The sequence below is a fragment of the Pseudomonas sp. Colony2 genome (assembly GCF_019382755.1).
Classification (GTDB): domain Bacteria; phylum Pseudomonadota; class Gammaproteobacteria; order Pseudomonadales; family Pseudomonadaceae; genus Aquipseudomonas.
The window spans coordinates 626215-643429 of the sequence record NZ_CP080030.1 but is presented as its reverse complement, the minus strand read 5'-3'; the positions used below and the strand labels follow the sequence as shown (position 1 = coordinate 643429).

Genomic DNA, 17215 nt, shown 5'->3' with positions numbered 1-17215 from the left:
AATGCCCGCCGAGGTAGGCGTTACGCACCTCCTCATTCACCAGCAGCTCCTTGCCGGTGCCGGTAAGGCGAATCTCGCCGTTGACCATCACGTACGCCCGGTCCGACAGCCGCAACGCATGGTTGGCGTTCTGCTCCACCAGGAAGATGGTCATGCCGGTAGACGCCAGCTCCCGCAGCGTGGAAAAGATCTGCTTCACCACGATCGGCGCCAGCCCCAGGCTCGGCTCGTCCAGCAGCAACAGCTTGGGCCGGCTCATCAGTGCGCGGGCGATGGCAAGCATCTGCTGCTCACCACCGGACATGGTCATCGCCCGCTGGTTGCGCCGCTCCTTGAGCCGCGGGAACAGCTCGAACATGCGCTGCATGTCTTCGGTGGCGAACTTGTCGCCAATCGGGATGGTGCCCATCAGCAGGTTTTCCTCGACGGTCATGTCGGGGAACACCCGACGCCCTTCCGGCGACTGCGCAATGCCGTTGGAGGCGATGTAGTGGGACGACTTGTGGGTAATGTCGACGCCGCGGTAGATGATCTGCCCGGACTCGGCCCGTGGCTGGCCAAAGATCGACATCAGCAGCGTGGATTTACCCGCACCGTTGGAGCCGATCAGGCTCACGGTTTCGCCTTCGTTGATGTGCAGCGAAACTTTCTTCAGGGCCTGGATCGGGCCGTAGAACACGTCCAGGTCTTTCAGTTCGAGGATTGGCTCACTCATACCAGCTCCTCTTCGTCAGCGCCCAGATAAGCCGCGATCACCTTCGGATCATTGCGGATCGCTTCCGGCCCGCCCTCGGCAATCACGTTGCCGTGGTCCAGCACCACGATGTGGTCGGAAATACTCATCACCATGCCCATGTCGTGTTCGATCAGCACCACCGTCAGGTCGTGCTCGTCCCGCAGCAGGCGAATCATCGCGCTGAGGGCTTCGGTTTCCTGGGGGTTGAGGCCGGCGGCCGGTTCGTCGAGGCAAATAATCTGCGGCCGGGTGCACATGGCACGGGCGATTTCCAGGCGGCGCTGCTGGCCGTAGGACAGCTCGCCGGCCAGGCGGTTGGCGCAGTCCACCAGGTCCACCACTTCCAGCCAGTAGAACGCATGGTCGAGGGCGTCGCTTTCAGCCTTGCGGTAGCCCTTGGTATTGAGGATGCCCGCGAGCATGTTGCGGTTGACCCACATGTGCTGGGCCACCAGCAGGTTCTCCACCACCGACATTTCCTTGAACAGGCGAATGTTCTGGAAGGTGCGCGCCAAACCCGCCCGGTTCACCAGGTGAGTGCCGCCGAACATCTTGTAGAACACCCGGCTGACGAAGCTTTTCGGCGAGACAAAGTCGGTGGCCTTGAAGCGCTCGCCCAGCAGTTGGATCACGTTGGTCTGCTTGCCGCGCACATTGAGTTCGATCTTGCCGCCGGAGGCTTTGTAGAAACCGGTCAGGCAGTTGAACACGGTGGTCTTGCCGGCACCGTTGGGACCGATCAGGGCGAAGATCGAGTTGCGCTTGACCTTGAGACTTACGTCGCTCAAGGCCTTGATGCCACCAAAGTGCATCATCAGGTGTTCCACGGAAAGAACGACTTCCTTGCTCATGGCGCCACTCCTTTACGCGGGACAACACCGGTACGGCTGATACGAATCAGGCCTCGTGGTCGCCAGATCATCATCACCACCATCAACACGCCGAAGAGCAGCACGCGGTACTCGGAGAAGCTGCGCAGCAGCTCCGGCGCCACCGTCAGCACGAACGCGGCAATCACCACGCCGACGGTCGAGCCCATGCCGCCCAATACCACGATGGCGAGGATCAGCGCCGACTCGAAGAAGGTGAACGACGACGGGTTGACGAAGCCCTGGTAGCTGGCGAAAAACACCCCGGCCAGACCGGCAGTGGACGCGCCGATGGTGAACGCCGAGAGCTTCACCAGCACGTGGTTGAGGCCCATGGAACGGCAGGCGATTTCGTCTTCGCGCAAGGCTTCCCACGCGCGCCCAACCGGCATGCGGGTCAGGCGGTGCTTGATGTACAGCACCAGCAGCACCACCAGGAACAGCACGATGTAGATGAACAGGAATTTGATGTTGGGGTTGTAGTCGATGCCGAAGAACTCGTGGAACGGCACCCCGCCATCCTTCGCCTTGCGCACGAACTCCAGGCCGAAAAACGTCGGCGAGGGCACCGGCATGCCGTTCGGGCCACCGGTAAACGACAGCCAGTTATTCAGCACCAGGCGGATGATTTCACCGAAGCCCAGGGTCACGATCGCCAGGTAATCGCCGTGCATTCGCAGCACCGGAAACCCGAGTATGCACCCCGCCAGCGCCGCACAAATCGCCGCCAGCGGCAGCACCGACCAGAAGCCCAGGCCGAGGTACTGGTAACCCAGCGCCAGGCCATAGGCGCCGATGGCGTAGAACGCCACGTAACCCAGGTCGAGCAGCCCGGCCAGGCCGACCACGATGTTCAGGCCAAGGCCCAGCAACACGTAGATCAGCCCGAGGATCACCACGGTCAGCAGGTATTTGTTGGCAAAGAACGGGAATACGATGGCAATCACGATCAACGCCGGGATGATCCAGCGCAGGCGCGACTTGTAGTCCGGCTTGAGCACATGCACACCGGAGCCGGTGCTTTCAAACCCTTGCAGAATCCGCAGGCCCCTTGGGGTTTGCAGGAACAGGCTCATGGCGAACCGGCCGACCATCACGATGGCCACCAGGATGCCGACACGCGCCGGTTGCAGGTTGAAGCTGTAGCCGTCGAGGACCACGCCGACGATCGGACCGAACACGATCAGCGAAATCAGCCCGGCGAGTACCGCATCGACGACACTTTTCTTGATATCGATAGAGTAGGCAGCAGACATAGTTATACCTTCGCCACGAGTGGGCGACCGAGCAGGCCCTGGGGACGGAAAATCAGGATCACCACCAGCAGGGAGAAACTGAACACGTCTTTGTAGTCAGAGTTGATCAACCCCGAGAACAGCGACTCGGAAATACCCAGGATGATCCCGCCCAGCATGGCCCCAGGCAGGGAGCCGATGCCGCCGAGTACCGCTGCGGTAAATGCCTTGATGCCGATGATGAAGCCGGCATAGAAGTCGAACGTGCCGTAGTTCAGGGTGATCAGCACACCGGCCAGCGCGGCCATGGCGGCACCAATCACGAATACGTAGGAGATGACCCGGTCGGTGTTGATACCGAGGATCGACGCCATCTTGCGGTCTTGCTGGGTAGCGCGGCACATGCGGCCGAGCTTGGTGTACTTGATGATGTAGGTCAGCAGGCCCATGCCGACGAACGCGGCCACCAGGATGAACACCTTGGTGTAGGTCAATTGCACGAAGCCGGTGCCGATATCGACTCTCCAGGCGCCGGCCAGCAGCGTCGGGATGCCTTGTTGCTTGGCGCCCTGGGCGATCTGCGCGTAGTTCTGCAGGATCAGCGAAATACCGATGGCGCTGATCAGCGGTGCCAGTCGGGTGGAGTTGCGCAGCGGTTTGTAGGCGACACGCTCGATGACCCAGCCGTAGACGCCGGTGACGACGACGGTGAAGATCAGCGTGCCAAGAATGAGCAGCGGGAAGGATTCGATGCCGAAGTAAGCCAGCAGTGCCAGACTGATCGCCGCGAGGTAAGCGGAAATCATATAAACCTCGCCATGGGCGAAGTTGATCATGCCAATGATGCCATAGACCATTGTGTAGCCGATGGCGATCAAGCCATAGACCGACCCGAGGGTCAGCCCATTGACCAGTTGCTGCAGGAAAATACCATCCATAACGCAATCTCACGCAGTGAGAGCCTGCACACCTGTGGGTGTGCGGATCTTCTAGGAGGAAAAGACAGACACAAAAGGGGCTGGCAACCAAGTCCCCGTGTGGGAGCTGGCGTGTGTGGGCGCCGGGCTTGCCCGCGATAGCGACACCTCGGAATGTCAGTCAACCCGAGGTGACGCTATCGCAGGCAAGCCAGCTCCCACAAAAGCCCGGTTCCCACAGGGTCAAGTGGCGTCTAACCCATCGCGCTAACTATTACTTCTGCTTTTCCAGCTGGTGATACTTGCCGTCCTTGTCCCACTGGTAAACCACATAGTCGGAGATTTTCAGGTCGCCCTTGGCGTCCCAGTTCTTCTCGCCCATGACGGTTTTGACCGGGTGGGATTTCAGCCATTTGGCTGCGTCTTCGCCCTTGTCGGACTTGGCGCCATTGAAACCGGCGGCCAGGGCCTGGATCGAGGCGTAGGCGTACAGGGTGTAGCCTTCAGGCTCGGTGCCATTTTTGCGGAACTCTTCCACCACGGTCTTGCTGTCTGGCAGCAGGCGTGGGTCGGCGCCGAAGGTCATGTACACACCATCCACATACTGTGCACCACCGGCGGTGGCTACCAGTTCGTCGGTCACCACGCCGTCATCGGACATGAACTTGACGTCTTTCAGGCCGGCTTCACGAATCTGCCGAACCAGTGGGCCGGCTTCCGGGTGCAGGCCGCCGAAGTACACGACGTCAGCACCGGTGGAGCGGATCTTGGTGACCAGGGCGCTGAAATCTTTCTCGCCACGGGTCAGGCCTTCTTCCAGCACCGGCTTCACGCCGCGCTTGGTCAACTGCGCCGCAGTGGCGTCGGCCAGGCCTTTGCCGTAGGTGTCCTTGTCGTTGATAACGGCAACTTTCTTGCCCTTGAGCACGTCGACGATGTAGTCGCCGGCCACGATGCCTTGCTGATCGTCACGACCACACATGCGGAACACGGCCGACAGGCCACGCTCGGTAACCTGCGGGTTGGTGGAGCCCGGGGTGATCATGATCACGCCCGCATCGGCATACACCTCGGAGGCTGGGATAGTGTTCGACGAGCAGAAGTGCCCGACCACGCCAATCACTTTGTCCTGGTCAACCAGGCGGTTGGCCACGGCCACGGCCTGCTTGGGTTCGCAGGCGTCATCGCCGGCCACCAGCTTGATCTGCTCGCCGTTGATGCCGCCGGCCTTGTTGATGACATCGGCTGCCGCCTGGGCACCTTTCATGTACTGCTCACCAAATGCCGCGTTGGCGCCGGTCATCGGCCCCGCTACGCCAATCTTCACATCAGCTTGAGCAAACGCAGAAACACCCAGCGCCGCAGCAACGGCGAGGGCTAGAAAACCTTTCTTGTAAAACGTCTGGGACATGAGTGGTGCTCCGAGGTTTTTGTTGAATTGGCACTGCAGCTTCACTTCAAAAACTTTCGGAGAAAGCCCAGAGCAAGCGTCGTGCCATTACGTTTTTATTATTCAAAAAGACACGGTGTCATTGTTATTGCAGGTTTTTGGGCGCCTTTTGATTGGACGTGCAACCGTCTATCTCAACCAGGTGCAACCATTGGACCTATAAAGTGCAACCCGACCAATCAAGCACTGCAACCCGGCCACTAAACGGCCACCCTTAAACATGTAACAGCGTGCGTAACGGAAGTGCACATTTACAGTGCGTTACTGCTACGACTCGCACCAATACAGATTAGTAGCCGGCTAAGAAAATGCAGGCTTCTGAGGGGTATTTCGTTGATCAGATCACGATCCGCAGGCATTGGCCCGCGTGATACAGCGAGAATCCCGCCTCGTACAAACAGCTGCGCAGGCCCACACCGGCCAACGGCTGCATCGGCGCAAAGGGGATCGGCAGTGCCTGTGGATCCTGGTGACACAGATAATCCGCGAAGGCCTTGCCCACGACACTGCCGGTCGTCACCCCGCGCCCGTTGTAACCGGTGACCGCCACCAACCCGGGCGCCGGCTCGAACAGGCGCATCAAGTGGTCCGGGGTGAACGCGATGCAGCCGGTCCAGGTGCACTCCCACTGCACCGGTTTGAGGTACGGGAAGTAGTGCTGTTGCACCCGATCGGCCCAGGCCTTGAGGAACCACGCGGGTTTCTGGTTGCCGTTGCCCAGGCTGCCGAGCAGCAGGCGGCCTTCGGCGTCGCGGCGGATGCTGCTGAGTACCTGGCGAGTGTCCCAGGAGCCTTGGCCGCCCGGAAGGATTTGTTGGGCGGCGTCGTCGGTCAGAGGGGCCGACGCCACCTGATAGTAATAACCGGGGAAGAAGTTGCGGCGCAGTTCGGTCCACTCGCCTTCGGTGTAGGCGTTCGAAGCGATCACCACCTGTTCAGCCTGCACCGAGCCTTGGGCAGTCTGCACAGACCAGTGCTGGCCCTGGCGTTCCAGTTGGGTGACTGGGGAGTGATCGAACAACTGTCCGCCGAGCCCGACGGCGGCATTGGCCAAACCACTGGTGTAGGCCATCGGGTTCAAGGTGCCGGCCCGCCGGTCGAGCAAGGCGGCAGCAATCTTTTTGGTACCGGTGGCTTGTTCGCATGCAGCGCCGGTCAACAGCTCCACCGGTGCACCGCGACGCTTCCACTGTTCTTCACGACTGCGCAAATCCGCCTCGCCACGGGCGTTGTGCGCCATGTGCAAGGTGCCCTCGCGACGCAGTTGGCAGTCGATGTTGTATTTGTCGATCAGGCTGAACACCAGGGACGGTGCCGCGCCGAGCATGCGGTTGAGCTGGCTGCCCACCGCGGTACCAAAACCGGCTTCGATCTCGTCCGGGGGAATCCACATCCCTGCATTGACCAGCCCTACGTTGCGCCCCGAACCACCGTGGCCGGTGCGATGGGCCTCGAGTACGGCGACACTTTTTCCTTGTTCCAGCAAGTGTATGGCTGCCGACAAACCGGTGATGCCGGCGCCGATCACGCACACATCCACTTTTACCTCGCCCTTGAGCGCGGCACGATCCGGCCGGCCAGGAGTGAGTTGTTCCCACAAGCATGCTTCGCGTAATGCCATTGCCAGACTCCGATGAGACCTAACAAACCACTTTTCCGAATTGTAAATACGGTCAAATGTGGGAGCGGGCTTGCTCGCGAAAGCGGTGGATCAGATAAGCATTCGTTGACTGACACACCGCTTTCGCGAGCAAGCCCGCTCCCACATTGACCTCACTCCGACTTGAGGTATCAGTCGAAGGTAATGCCCTGGGCCAGCGGCAGTTCCAGCGAGTAGTTCACGGTATTGGTCTGGCGACGCATGTACCCGCGCCATGCATCCGAGCCCGACTCACGCCCGCCACCGGTCTCTTTCTCACCGCCAAACGCGCCACCAATCTCCGCGCCGCTCGGCCCGATGTTGACGTTGGCGATCCCGCAGTCACTGCCTACCGCCGACATGAACTGCTCGGCCTCGCGCACGTCAGTGGTAAAGATGCACGAAGACAGGCCTTGTGGCACCGCATTGTTCAGGCGCAGCGCTTCAGCGAAATCGGTATAGCCGACCACATACAGAATCGGCGCGAACGTCTCGGTGCACACCACATCACTCTGCTCCGGCATTTCCACGATGGCCGGCGACACGTAGTAAGCGTTGGGGAACGTGTCTTCCAACTGACGCTTGCCGCCAAACACCCGGCCGCCTTCGCTCAAGGCCTGCTCCAGGGCATCCTGCATGTTTTCGAAGCTGTGCTTGTCGATCAGCGGGCCGATCAGGTTGCCTTCCAGCGGATGGCCGATGCGCACTTTGGAATACGCAGCCTTGAGGCGGGTGACGATTTCCTCCTTCACCGACTCATGGGCGATCAAGCGGCGCAGGCTGGTGCAGCGCTGCCCGGCGGTACCGACGGCGCTGAACAGGATGGCGCGCACGGCCATGTCCAGGTCGGCGCTTGGGCCGAGGATCATCGCGTTGTTGCCGCCCAGTTCGAGAATGCTGCGGGCAAAACGTGCAGCGACTTTCGGCGCTACTTCGCGGCCCATGCGGGTGCTGCCGGTGGCGCTGATCAGCGCAACACGCGGGTCATCCACCAGTGCGGCGCCGGCATCGCGGCCACCGATGATCACCTGGCTGAGGTACGGCGGCGCATCGCTGAAGTTCTTCAGTACGCGCTCGAACAGTGCCTGGCAGGCCAGGGCGGTAAGCGGGGTTTTTTCCGACGGTTTCCAGATCACTGCGTTGCCGCACACCAGCGCCAGCGCGGTGTTCCACGCCCATACGGCGACCGGGAAGTTGAAGGCGCTGATCACGCCAACCACGCCCAGCGGGTGCCAGGTTTCACGCATGTGGTGGCCCGGACGCTCGGAGGCGATGGTCAAGCCGTACAGCTGGCGCGACAGGCCGACGGCGAAGTCGCAGATGTCGATCATTTCCTGCACTTCACCCAAACCTTCCTGGGTGATCTTGCCGGCTTCCCACGACACCAGTTCGCCGAGGTCGGCCTTGTACTCGCGCAACACGTCACCGAACTGGCGCACCAGCTCACCACGACGGGGGGCCGGCACCTTGCGCCAGGCCTCGAATGCATGCTCGGCGCGACTGACCTGCTGCTCCACCTCGGCGGCGCCTTCCCAGTGCACGCTGGCAATCCGGCTGCCATCAATGGGCGAATGCACGGGTTGTTTACCCGACTGGTACAGCGCCGGGTTTACCCCGAGACGATCAAGCAATGCGGCAACCATGGGTCACTCCTTCAATCTACAAACAGAAATTTGCGCCGCCAGCGGTCGCGGCGATCCAGACCTTATTTGTAGCTGGCCCAAGACTTGCCAACAAACGACGATTAGGCGAGATATCATTCCGTTTATTCATGCTAAGAACAAAAAGAGGCGTGCCGTGCTGAATAAAAGACATTTGCCCTCGATCACCGCCCTGCAGTGCTTCGAAGCGGTCACCCGCCACCTGAGTTTTACCCGCGCCGCCGAAGAGCTGAACCTCACCCAGAGCGCTGTCAGCAAACAGGTCGCGCAGCTGGAAGAACTGTTGCAGCACCTGCTGTTTCGCCGGGTGCGCCGCCGCTTGCAGATGACCCCGGCGGGCGATCTGTACCTGGTGGAAGTGCGCAAGATCCTCACCCAGGTGGAGATGTCCACCCATTACCTGCGCTCCTACGGCGGCGAGACTGAAGTGCTGCGGGTGTCCACGCCCTACACCTTCGGCGCCCGCTGGCTGGTGCCGCGCCTCAAGGGCTGGCGACTGCGCCATCCGCAGATTCACCTGGACCTGTGCAACGAACAGGAGCCCGACGAGCTGCTGCAAGGCAAGGCCGACCTGGCCTTCTACTTTGGCCAGGGCTCACGGCCCGGCACCGAGAGCCTCAAGCTGTTCAGCGAAGAACTGGTGCCCGTGTGCTCACCCGACAGCCTGCCCGCCCAAGCATTTACCGACCCCACGCAACTGAGCGAACTGGTGTTGCTGCAAAACGCCTCGCGCCCGCAAGGCTGGCATGACTGGTTCGCCGCCCAGGGTCATCACACCGAGCACAGCTACCATGGGCCGCGCTTCGAGACCTTTTATATGTGCATTCGCGCCGCACAGGTTGGCTGCGGTGTGGCGCTGCTGCCCAGGTTTCTGGTGGAAGAAGAGCTAGCAGAAGGCAAGCTGGTGATCCCCTGGCAGCATGCGATGCCGAGCCAGGATGCGTATTACCTGGCCTACCCCGAGCACTCGGCGGAAGTGCCCAAGGTGCGAGATTTTGTGAAGTGGATGATGGAGCAGGTTGAGTCTGATTGAGGCGCGTTGCCTGCAATACCGCCTTCGCGAGCAAGCCCGCTCCCACATTTGGAACGCATTTCAAATGTGGGAGCGGGCTTGCTCGCGAAGGCGTCAGGGGCCAAACAACCATGCCCAGCTGAAAAAACACTGGCAAAACAGCACAGGTCTATGCGCCACTAGCGCCATTCCTTAATTGTGCGTAAAGGCCGGCGCCCATCGCCGACCCGTCTGGAGATTCCCGTTATGAGCGAGAGTGTGTTTGCCGATCGCATCGTGCAGAACCTGCTCGACACCGACTTCTACAAGCTGACCATGATGCAGGCGGTGCTGCACAACTACCCGAACGTGGAAGTTGAATGGGAGTTTCGTTGCCGCAACAGTGAAGACCTGCGCCCGTACCTGGCGGAGATCCGCTACCAGATCGAGCGCCTCGCCGAGCTGAGCCTGAGCCCCGACCAACTGGGCTTCCTGGAACGCATCAGCTTCATGAAGCCGGATTTCCTGCGTTTCCTCGGGCTGTTTCGCTTCAACCTGCGCTACGTGCACACCGGTATCGAAAACGGTGAGCTGTTTATCCGCCTGCGCGGGCCATGGCTGCACGTGATCCTGTTTGAAGTGCCGATGCTGGCCATCGTCAGCGAAGTGCGTAACCGCTATCGCTACCAGAGCGTGATCCTCGAACAGGCCCGCGAGCAGCTGTATCGCAAGTTCGACTGGCTGACGGCCAACGCCAGCGTCGAAGAACTGTCCGAACTGCAGGTCGCGGATTTCGGCACGCGTCGACGCTTCTCCTACCGCGTGCAGGAAGAAGTGGTGAACGTGCTCAAGCACGACTTCCCCGGGCGTTTTGTCGGCACCAGCAACGTGAACCTGGCCCGCGAGCTGAACATGAAGCCGCTGGGCACCATGGCCCACGAATGGATCATGGCCCACCAGCAACTCGGCCCGCGCCTGATCGACAGCCAGATCGCCGCCCTCGACTGCTGGGTGCGCGAGTACCGAGGCCTGCTGGGCATCGCCCTGACCGATTGCATCACCACCGATGCGTTTCTCAGCGATTTCGACCTGTACTTCGCCAAGCTCTTCGACGGCCTGCGCCACGACTCCGGTGACCCGGTGCAATGGGCCGAAAAGGCGATCGCCCACTATCACAAGCTGGGGATCGAGCCCATGAGCAAGACCCTGGTGTTCTCCGACAGCCTGTCGCTGCCCAAGGCGCTGGAGATTTTCCGCGCGCTGCGTGGTCGGATCAATGTGAGCTTCGGCATCGGCACCAACCTGACCTGTGATATTCCAGGTGTGGAACCGATGAGCATCGTGCTTAAAATGACTGCCTGTAATGGCCAGCCCGTCGCGAAGATTTCCGATGAAGCGGGCAAGACCCACTGCACCGATCCGAACTTTGTCGCCTATTTGCGCCACGTTTTCAAAGTACCTGCCCTACCCAGCAAGGAGTGAATCATGCAAGCCGTACAGCGCGAGATTGCTGAACAGCTCAAGGTCCAACCACCGTTCAAGGACCAGGCCGCCCTTGAGGCGGAGGTCGCCCGGCGCGTTACCTTTATCCAGGATTGCCTGCTCAATTCAGGCCTCAAGACGTTGGTGCTGGGCATCAGCGGCGGCGTCGACTCCCTGACCGCCGGCCTGCTGGCCCAGCGTGCAATGCAAGAGTTGCGGGCTGCCAAGGGTGACGATGCGTACCGCTTTATCGCGGTGCGCCTGCCCTACGAAACCCAGTTCGACGAACACGACGCCCAGGCGTCCGTGGACTTTATCGAACCCGACGAACGCCACACGGTGAACATCGGCCCGGCGGTGAAATCCCTGGCCAATGAAGTGGCGGCGTTTGAAGGCAAGGCCGCGGTCTCCCGGGACTTCGTGCTGGGCAACACCAAGGCGCGCATGCGCATGGTGGCGCAGTACACCATCGCTGGCGCGGCCGGTGGTTTGGTGATCGGTACCGACCATGCGGCGGAAGCCGTGATGGGCTTTTTCACCAAGTTCGGTGACGGCGCCTGCGACCTGGCGCCGCTGAGCGGGCTGGTGAAGAACCAGGTGCGCGCGATTGCCCGGCACTTTGGTGCTCCGGAATCGCTGGTAGAGAAGATCCCGACGGCCGACCTGGAAGACCTGTCGCCGGGCAAGCCGGACGAAGCGTCCCATGGCGTGACCTATGCCGAGATCGACGCGTTCCTGCACGGCGAGCCGGTGCGCGAGGAAGCCTTCAAGATCATCTGCGACACCTATCGCAAGACCGAGCACAAGCGGGTGATGCCGTTTGCACCCTGATCTGACGTAGCGGCTCATTCTGGCAAAAGGGCTTGCTGTGGCGAGGGAGCTTGCTCCCGCTGGGGCGCGAAGCGGCCCCTGAAACCTGCTTACTGCTTTTTCTGATGCTACGCGGTGAGCTTATTGGGGCTGCTCCGCAGCCCAGCGGGAGCAAGCTCCCTCGCCACAAGAGCAGCCTGCCTACAGGCAAAAAAAACGCCCCGAAGGGCGCTTTTTTTTTGCCTGAAGATTGCTTACTTCAGGGTCACAGTGCCTTTCATCATCGAGATGTGGCCTGGGAACGAGCAGAAGAACGCGTAGTCAGTGCCTGCCGCCAGCTTCGACACATCGAAGGTCACCGAGTCTTTCTCGCCGGCACCGATGATCTTGGTGTGGGCGATGATGCGGGTGTCACCGTCTTTCAGGTAGTTCTTGTCGATGCCGGCAGCCATGCCGTCGCTGGCGATGCCAGGCATGTCGGCGGCGGAACTCAGCACCCAGTTATGGCCCATGACGTTTTTCGGCAAGCTGCCGGAGTGGGTCAACTCAACGGTGAACGTCTTGCAGCTCTTGTCGATTTCGATGGCCTTGGTGTTGAAGGACATCTGGTCAGTGGAGTCGACAGTGACCTTGCACTCTGCAGCAAGCAACTGGCCGCTAGCCAGAGTCAGCAGGGAAACAGCAACGAGTTTGGCAAACATGTGAATCTCCAGGGCAGGGTTTAAAAAACGCATATTGCGACAAGGGTGCCTGAGTCAGGCAGGACTTCATATGATCTGTATCAACAGATTGTATACAACTTTAGGCTATCAGACTCATCGACACAATCTACCGGCCAAAGTGCGGGTGCCGGCCTATGATCGGTCCATCACCCATCCGGAGTCCCAGCCATGCACCTCAATAGTCTGTTCCGCAGCCTGCTTGCCGCCTATGCCTGTGGTGCCAGCGGCACCTGCGAAACACCTCAACGCGAGGTTTAATCCTTTGAGAGACGCAAGCCAGCCTTTACTCTTTAGCCACAACTGAGTGGAGTCAGGTATGTCCTTGAAGTCTGTCTGTGTGTTTTGCGGTGCCAGCAGCGGCACCAACCCGGCCTACCGTGAAGCAGCCGTGGCCCTCGGGCGCGCGCTGGCCAAGCGCAAGCTGACCCTGGTGTACGGCGGCGGCGCCGTGGGCCTGATGGGTATCGTCGCCGATGCGGCGCTGGAAGCCGGCGGCGAGGTGATCGGAATTATTCCCGAAAGCCTGAAAAACCTCGAAATCGGCCACAAAGGCCTGACCCGCCTGGAGGTGGTCGACGGCATGCACGCCCGCAAGGCACGCATGGCCGAGCTGAGCGACGCCTTTATTGCGCTGCCGGGCGGCCTGGGCACCCTGGAAGAACTGTTCGAAGTCTGGACCTGGGGCCAGCTCGGCTACCACGGCAAACCGCTGGGTTTGCTCGAAGTGAACGGTTTTTACCGCAAGTTGACCGATTTTCTTGATCATATCGTCGGCGAAGGCTTCGTCCGGGCACCGCATCGTGCCATGCTGCAAATGAGCGAATCGCCGGCTGAGCTGCTTGACGTACTGGATGCCTGGCAACCGCTGGTCCTGCCCAAATGGGTGGACCAAAAACCCGATTAACCCTTGGGACGCGATTAAAGGCAGAATACGCGCCGCTCAACCTCACCTTCGACCCCAGAGGATCGCCCATGGCAAAACCTAATTACTCCTTCGCCAAACGTCAGAGAGACTTGGCCAAAGAGCAGAAGAAAGAGGAAAAGCTGCAGCGCAAGAAAATTGCAGCCGACGAAGAAGCCGGTGCACTGAACCCGGATGCTGAAGGTACAGTGGCTACAGACGAAACCGAAGCACCGAAAGACGCTGAATAGGTGATCGTTCCCACGCTCCGCGTGGGAATGCATCCTGGGGCGCTCCGCGTCCCGATTTGAGATATGTGCAGGGTGACGCAGAGCGTCACAACAGGCATTCCCACGCGGAGCGTGGGAACGATCTTGTGCATTACTCCAGCGGCATCACCGTCACCCGCACTTCCGGGTCATGGCTCCCTCCCCCCAGAATCACCCCCCGCAACGGCGAAACATCGGAAAAATCCCGGCCCCAGGCCAGGGTGATGTGTTCCAGTGCCGGCTGCACATTGTTGGTCGGGTCAAAATCCACCCAACCCGACACCGGGCAAAACACCGACACCCACGCGTGGGACGCATCCGCGCCGATCAACCGTGGTTGGCCGGGCGGTGGCTGGGTCAGCAGGTAACCGCTGATATACCGCGCCGCCAGGCCCCGGGAACGCAGGCATGCGAGCATCAGGTGGGCGAAGTCCTGGCACACGCCGCGCCGGCGCTCCAGCACTTCCACCAACGGCGTGGCGACCTGGGTGGCTTCGGCATCGAAAGTAAATTCGCTGAAGATCTTCTGCATCAGCGCCTGCACACCCAACAGCAACGGACGACCGGCCGGGAAACAGTCTTCGGAGAACTCGACGAAGCTTTTCTTCAAATGCACATAGGGCGATTCGAACCGATAGCGGCACGCCTCGATCACTTCGGCCGACAGCGGCTGGCTGCTGTAGGTCAGGCCGTTGCGGGTCTGGTCCCAGGCCGGCGACAGGCTGAAATCCAGCAGCGGCCGCGCCAACACCTCCACTGTCAGCCCGGCGTTCACCAGCAGTTCATCATGGGGCCGCTCGAATGCCAGCCGGGTGATCGGGTTACCGAACACATCCAGTTCATCCCGGCGCGAGGTCGGCTCGGGGCTGATCTCCAGTTGCTGCGAGCTGCAGCGCTGCCAGGCGCAAGGCCGCGGCCACAGGTGCGCCAGCTGCTGGGCCAGGGACACCGGGCTGTCGTAGTGGTAGTGGGTATCGTGGAAAATCTGGTAGCGGGCACTCATCACACAGACACCGTTTGCTGGCTGACATCGTCCACATGGGCAAAATGGCGCAAGGCCAGGCGGTCGGAGACTTGCCCACTTTCATCGGCCACCGCTTGCAGCAGGTCGGCCAGGCCGTCCAGCGCAGCGCGCACACTGGACTCGCCGAACAGCGGATTCTCCAGGCAGCCCAGGTCAAAGCGCGCCAGGCGCTCCACCAACGGCGCCAACCCGGTTTCCCGGGGCACGCTGAAATCGTCATTCAAGCGACGCAAGGTGCGGCTCACCAGTTTCAGCTGGAACAGCACTGCGTGGGGGTTTTGCTCATCCAGCAGCAACAGGTCCAGCACCGGAATCAGCTGCGGTACCGCGAGGTAGCGCGAACGATAGGTGATGCTGCTGTTGCCCAATTCCAGCAACCACTCCAGCCCGGCCTGATCGAACACCGCCACGCCGCGCAGGAACGCCGCCAGGCTGCTGCTGAGAAACTGCAGGCGCTCGATGCGCCGGCCCATCATCAGGAAGCGCCAGCCTTCGTCGCGGGTCATGTCGTCAAGGGCAAAGCCCGACAGCGCGGCCAGGGACATCACCAGGCGGTTGAGGAAATCCAGCAGTTCGCCGAAGTCCGGCTCTTCGCTTTCCAGTTCCAGGGCTTCGCGCTGCAACTCCACCAGCGCCTGCCAGTTTTCCCGGGACAGCTTGCCGCGCACCTGGGACGCCGCCCACTGCAAGCGCTGCAAGTTGGCCCGCAGGCTCGACGGCCAGTCGTCACCGAGCAACGCCGCCTGAAGCCGCTCAGGCAACTCGCCCTCCTCCGGCAACAGTCGCAGGTTCTCACCCAGTTCAACCGCCGCCTGCAGCGCCAGCGGGTCGTCTCCGTCGACATAGCGGGCGAGGACGATCCGCAACCAGCGCGCACTGTCATCACAGCGCTCGCAATAACGGCCAAACCAGAACAGGTTTTCCACCACCCGCGACGGCAGGTACGGATCACGCCGCACCAGGTCATGGGCGCCGATGGCCCGCTGGGCGCGCCATTGCTCGGTGCCATGGGCGCGTTCGCCGAGCACCCAGGTGTCCTTGCTCGCACCGCCGCGCTGCATCGACACCACTTCGGCATCGGCATCGGCGGCCACACGGGTCAGGCCACCGGGCAGTACCCGATAACCGTCGGCGCTGGCTACGGCGTACACACGCATGCCGATGGCGCGGTGCTGAAGGTGATCGTCAACGGTGTGCCAGACCGGCGCCTGGGACAACTGCGCAAGTTCCTGGGCGACATAGGCGTAAGGCCGCGCGCGCATGCGCTCAGCCAGGGCCTCGCGTTGTTCGTCGTTCAAGTCGCGGCCAAATACCGGGGTGAAGCTTTGCGACGGAAACGCCGGTTTGATCAGCAGTTCTGGCAGTTTCTCCAGGGCTTCGGCCAGCACCGGCGCCTCACCGCACCACCAGGTGGCGATGGACGGCAGGATCAGTTCTTCGCCAAACAGGAATTGATTGATCTTCGGCAGAAATCCCAACAGGCCAGGGGATTCCAGCACGCCACTGCCCAGGGCGTTGGCCACCAGCACATTGCCCTGACGCACGGCATCCAGCAGGCCGGGCACGCCGAGGGCCGAGTCGGTGCGCAGTTCCAGCGGGTCGCAGAAATCGTCGTCCAGGCGGCGCATGATCGCGTGCACCCGGCGCAGGCCGCTGAGGGTCTTGAGGTACACCGTGGCGTCGCGCACGGTCAGGTCGCCGCCTTCCACCAGCGGGTAGCCAAGCTGGCGGGCGAGGTACAGATGCTCGAAATAGCTTTCGTTGAAACGGCCCGGGGTCAGCAGCACGATCAGCGGTGGCTGGTCGTCGCTCGGCGCCTGGCGGGCCAGGGTTTCCTGCAGGGTGCGGAAGAACCCGGTGAGGTGCTGCACCTGCAAGTCGCGGTACAGGTCCGGGAAGGCGCGGGACACGATGGTGCGGTTTTCCAAAGCATAACCGGCGCCGGACGGGGCCTGGGTCCGGTCGGCGGTGACCCACCAGCGGCCATCCGGCGTACGCGCCAGGTCCACGGCGTACAGGTGCAGGAACGCGCCGTCGGGCGGCTGGATGCCCTGGCACGGCCACAGGAAATTGTTATGGCCGAACACCAGTTCTGCCGGCAGCAAGCCTTCGGCGATCAGGCGTTGCGGGCCGTAGAGGTCGGCCAGTACTGCATTCAGCAGGCGCGCACGCTGGGCGATGCCGGCGGCAAGTTGCTTCCATTCATCGGCGGCCAGCACGTGGGGCAGCAGGTCCAGCTCCCAGGGACGATCGGCGCCCTTGGGGTCGGCGTAGACGTTGTAGGTCACGCCGTTTTCCTGGATCTGCCGAGTCAGCAAGGCTTGGCGCTGGGCCAGTTGCGCCGGGGTGCTGCGTTGCAAGTGATCGAGCAGCCGCTGCCAATGGGCGCGAACCGCGCCGCTGTCGTCCAGCAGTTCGTGATAAGTGCCCGCGGTCAGCGGGTAACGGTCGAGCAAGTCGGGCATGGAACGCTCGGCAGAGGCAAGGGAAGTCGAATTAACTCACAAAC

General features: G+C 61.5%; 15 protein-coding genes. 5 read left to right on the top strand and 10 right to left on the bottom strand.

The window, feature by feature from the left end; translation table 11 throughout:
- The 7 genes from JV201_RS02660 to JV201_RS02630 all read right to left on the bottom strand — a co-directional run.
- Positions 1 to 715, bottom strand: a 715-nt coding sequence (locus JV201_RS02660; protein WP_003217439.1) for an ABC transporter ATP-binding protein, incomplete at its 3' end; no start/stop codon positions are given.
- The gene (locus JV201_RS02655; RefSeq protein WP_003217442.1) at positions 712 to 1587 is read right to left on the bottom strand and encodes an ABC transporter ATP-binding protein; all 876 of its coding nucleotides are present in this window, start codon (positions 1585 to 1587) and stop codon (positions 712 to 714) included. The genes JV201_RS02655 and JV201_RS02660, both read right to left, overlap by 4 nt.
- Positions 1584 to 2861 carry a high-affinity branched-chain amino acid ABC transporter permease LivM gene (livM, locus tag JV201_RS02650; RefSeq protein ID WP_003217445.1) on the bottom strand — a complete coding sequence of 426 codons (1278 nt, stop codon included), beginning with the start codon at positions 2859 to 2861 and terminating at the stop codon, positions 1584 to 1586. Before livM ends, JV201_RS02655 begins: the two co-directional genes overlap by 4 nt.
- A 2-nt stretch (positions 2862 to 2863) precedes the next feature.
- The gene (locus JV201_RS02645) at positions 2864 to 3778 is read right to left on the bottom strand and encodes a branched-chain amino acid ABC transporter permease (protein WP_003217447.1); all 915 of its coding nucleotides are present in this window, start codon (positions 3776 to 3778) and stop codon (positions 2864 to 2866) included.
- Between the two features lie 253 nt (positions 3779 to 4031).
- Positions 4032 to 5168, bottom strand: coding sequence for a branched-chain amino acid ABC transporter substrate-binding protein (locus JV201_RS02640; RefSeq protein WP_003217449.1), 1137 nt, complete (start codon positions 5166 to 5168; stop codon positions 4032 to 4034).
- Between the two features lie 376 nt (positions 5169 to 5544).
- Entirely contained in the window at positions 5545 to 6828 is a 1284-nt protein-coding gene (locus tag JV201_RS02635) for an FAD-binding oxidoreductase (RefSeq protein WP_087692468.1), read from the bottom strand.
- A 170-nt stretch (positions 6829 to 6998) separates the two neighbouring features.
- Positions 6999 to 8489 carry an aldehyde dehydrogenase family protein gene (locus tag JV201_RS02630; protein ID WP_003217452.1) on the bottom strand — a complete coding sequence of 497 codons (1491 nt, stop codon included), beginning with the start codon at positions 8487 to 8489 and terminating at the stop codon, positions 6999 to 7001.
- Positions 8490 to 8643: 154 nt separating this feature from the next.
- Here JV201_RS02630 and JV201_RS02625 point away from each other — a divergent pair, with 154 nt between their 5' ends.
- From JV201_RS02625 to nadE, 3 genes are all read left to right on the top strand, one after another.
- Positions 8644 to 9540 carry a LysR family transcriptional regulator gene (locus JV201_RS02625; protein ID WP_003217454.1) on the top strand — a complete coding sequence of 299 codons (897 nt, stop codon included), beginning with the start codon at positions 8644 to 8646 and terminating at the stop codon, positions 9538 to 9540.
- Between the two features lie 225 nt (positions 9541 to 9765).
- On the top strand, positions 9766 to 10980 hold the full coding sequence (pncB, locus tag JV201_RS02620) for a nicotinate phosphoribosyltransferase (protein WP_219406470.1): 1215 nt from the start codon (positions 9766 to 9768) through the stop codon (positions 10978 to 10980).
- Positions 10981 to 10983: 3 nt separating this feature from the next.
- On the top strand, positions 10984 to 11811 hold the full coding sequence (gene nadE / locus JV201_RS02615; RefSeq protein WP_003217462.1) for an ammonia-dependent NAD(+) synthetase: 828 nt from the start codon (positions 10984 to 10986) through the stop codon (positions 11809 to 11811).
- A gap of 233 nt (positions 11812 to 12044) precedes the next feature.
- On the opposite strand, the gene azu is transcribed toward nadE, so the two are convergent.
- On the bottom strand, positions 12045 to 12491 hold the full coding sequence (azu, locus tag JV201_RS02610; RefSeq protein ID WP_008439083.1) for an azurin: 447 nt from the start codon (positions 12489 to 12491) through the stop codon (positions 12045 to 12047).
- A 337-nt stretch (positions 12492 to 12828) separates the two neighbouring features.
- On the opposite strand from azu, the gene JV201_RS02605 reads away from it, so the two are divergent.
- Together JV201_RS02605 and JV201_RS02600 are read left to right on the top strand one after the other, a co-directional pair.
- Positions 12829 to 13416 carry a TIGR00730 family Rossman fold protein gene (locus JV201_RS02605; RefSeq protein ID WP_134325645.1) on the top strand — a complete coding sequence of 196 codons (588 nt, stop codon included), beginning with the start codon at positions 12829 to 12831 and terminating at the stop codon, positions 13414 to 13416.
- Between the two features lie 68 nt (positions 13417 to 13484).
- Positions 13485 to 13664: a hypothetical protein gene (locus tag JV201_RS02600; RefSeq protein ID WP_003217470.1), complete on the top strand. Its 180-nt coding sequence runs from the start codon at positions 13485 to 13487 to the stop codon at positions 13662 to 13664.
- A 130-nt stretch (positions 13665 to 13794) separates the two neighbouring features.
- On the opposite strand, the gene JV201_RS02595 is transcribed toward JV201_RS02600, so the two are convergent.
- Positions 13795 to 14685 (bottom strand): transglutaminase family protein, encoded by an 891-nt coding sequence (locus JV201_RS02595; RefSeq protein WP_003217471.1) that lies wholly within the window; start codon positions 14683 to 14685, stop codon positions 13795 to 13797.
- The gene (locus JV201_RS02590) at positions 14685 to 17171 is read right to left on the bottom strand and encodes a circularly permuted type 2 ATP-grasp protein (protein ID WP_219406469.1); all 2487 of its coding nucleotides are present in this window, start codon (positions 17169 to 17171) and stop codon (positions 14685 to 14687) included. The genes JV201_RS02595 and JV201_RS02590 overlap by 1 nt, the downstream gene beginning before the upstream one ends.
- Positions 17172 to 17215: the final 44 nt, after the last annotated feature.

Excerpts from the sequence above, each read along its gene's own strand:
- JV201_RS02655 (WP_003217442.1), bottom strand. The coding sequence starts at position 1,587 with ATGAGCAAGGAAGTCGTTCTTTCCGTGGAACACCTGATGATGCACTTT.
- livM (WP_003217445.1), bottom strand. The coding sequence starts at position 2,861 with ATGTCTGCTGCCTACTCTATCGATATCAAGAAAAGTGTCGTCGATGCG.
- JV201_RS02645 (WP_003217447.1), bottom strand. The coding sequence starts at position 3,778 with ATGGATGGTATTTTCCTGCAGCAACTGGTCAATGGGCTGACCCTCGGG.
- JV201_RS02640 (WP_003217449.1), bottom strand. The coding sequence starts at position 5,168 with ATGTCCCAGACGTTTTACAAGAAAGGTTTTCTAGCCCTCGCCGTTGCT.
- JV201_RS02635 (WP_087692468.1), bottom strand. The coding sequence starts at position 6,828 with ATGGCATTACGCGAAGCATGCTTGTGGGAACAACTCACTCCTGGCCGG.
- JV201_RS02630 (WP_003217452.1), bottom strand. The coding sequence starts at position 8,489 with ATGGTTGCCGCATTGCTTGATCGTCTCGGGGTAAACCCGGCGCTGTAC.
- pncB (WP_219406470.1), top strand. The coding sequence starts at position 9,766 with ATGAGCGAGAGTGTGTTTGCCGATCGCATCGTGCAGAACCTGCTCGAC.
- nadE (WP_003217462.1), top strand. The coding sequence starts at position 10,984 with ATGCAAGCCGTACAGCGCGAGATTGCTGAACAGCTCAAGGTCCAACCA.
- azu (WP_008439083.1), bottom strand. The coding sequence starts at position 12,491 with ATGTTTGCCAAACTCGTTGCTGTTTCCCTGCTGACTCTGGCTAGCGGC.
- JV201_RS02605 (WP_134325645.1), top strand. The coding sequence starts at position 12,829 with ATGTCCTTGAAGTCTGTCTGTGTGTTTTGCGGTGCCAGCAGCGGCACC.
- JV201_RS02600 (WP_003217470.1), top strand. The coding sequence starts at position 13,485 with ATGGCAAAACCTAATTACTCCTTCGCCAAACGTCAGAGAGACTTGGCC.
- JV201_RS02595 (WP_003217471.1), bottom strand. The coding sequence starts at position 14,685 with ATGAGTGCCCGCTACCAGATTTTCCACGATACCCACTACCACTACGAC.
- JV201_RS02590 (WP_219406469.1), bottom strand. The coding sequence starts at position 17,171 with ATGCCCGACTTGCTCGACCGTTACCCGCTGACCGCGGGCACTTATCAC.